General features: G+C 71.0%; 1 pseudogene. It reads right to left on the bottom strand.

Features of this window, described 5'->3' with window-relative positions:
* Positions 1–1,176: pseudogene (locus AC1DDX_RS27650) on the bottom strand (hypothetical protein); the annotation flags it as partial.

Raw genomic sequence — 1,176 nt, 5'->3', positions numbered from 1 at the left:
CGCCCACCGCGTTGGCCGACCCGGCCGTGCCGCCGCCGCCTCCGATGCTTTGCAAGACGACGCCGGGCGCATTGCCCGCCCGCGTCAAGATCTTGCCCTGCGATGAAAACTGCACCAGCCCGCCGTTACCCGCCGCGCCGCCCGTGCCGCCGATGGCGACGGTGGCGATGACGCCGGTGGCATTGGCGTCACCGCCCGCGCCACCGCCGCCGCCTATGCTTTGCAGCGTTACGGCGGCGCTGTTGTCGCCCGAGGTATCGATGCTGCCGGTGTGTGTCATGGCGACGCCTCCACCCGCACCGCCCATGCCGCCATGTCCGCCGCCGACCGCGATGAAGCCGTTGCTGGCCTGCGCCAGTCCGCCGCCGCCGCCCGCGCTGTTCACCAGCACGCCCGCGGCATCGTTGCCCAAGGTGCTGATGACGCCCGCGTTGGTCAGCGTGATGGCCTGGCCGGCCATCGCACCCGCGCCGCCATTGCCGCCTGAGCCGAAGGCGCCGCTGGACCCGCCCGGCCCGCCTTCACCGCCCAGAACGCTGGCGACAATGCCCTTTGCGCCGACGGTGTTGGCGGCGCCTGTGGTGATGGCGCCGGTGTTGGTGATTGTGATGGCGCCGGGGTTGCCGCCCGCAGCGCCGTTGTGTCCGTCGGCCCAGGAACCATCGCCGCCGTTGCCGCCATTGCCGCCTTGGCTCAGCGCATAGATACCGATTGCGCGGTTGCCGGTGGTGGTGATCTTGCCGCCGTTGCTGAGGGTGACCAGGCCCGCGTTGCCGCCTGCCGCAGCCTTGGTATCGGTGTCGTTGCGCTGCGACGCATTGCCGCCGAGGGATCGCGCAATCACGCCATACATGCCGTCGCCCAGCGCCGTCACCGCACTGTTTGCCGATGACGTGAACGTCACGGCCCCTGCATCGCCGCCGCGCCCGGCATTGCTGTGGCCGCCGAAGTCGCCGGAGTGTTCCGCCGCACCCCCATTGCCGCCAAGCGAGATCAGCCCCACGCCTGCGCTGACGTCGTCCGGGCCGGGTCCGCGCGCCATGATCGATGTCGTGCCTTGCAAGATTGCGGTGGCGTCRCCGGCGTTGCCGCCTCGGCCCGAATCATTCGCGCCGCCAAACCCGCCAACGATGGCGCTGTCGGTGCCAGACCCGCCCCAGGATTGCACCGCTACGC

The sequence above is a fragment of the Pedobacter sp. 10L46_2 genome, from assembly GCF_056395165.1.
This window is presented reverse-complemented; position numbering and strand designations above follow the sequence as displayed.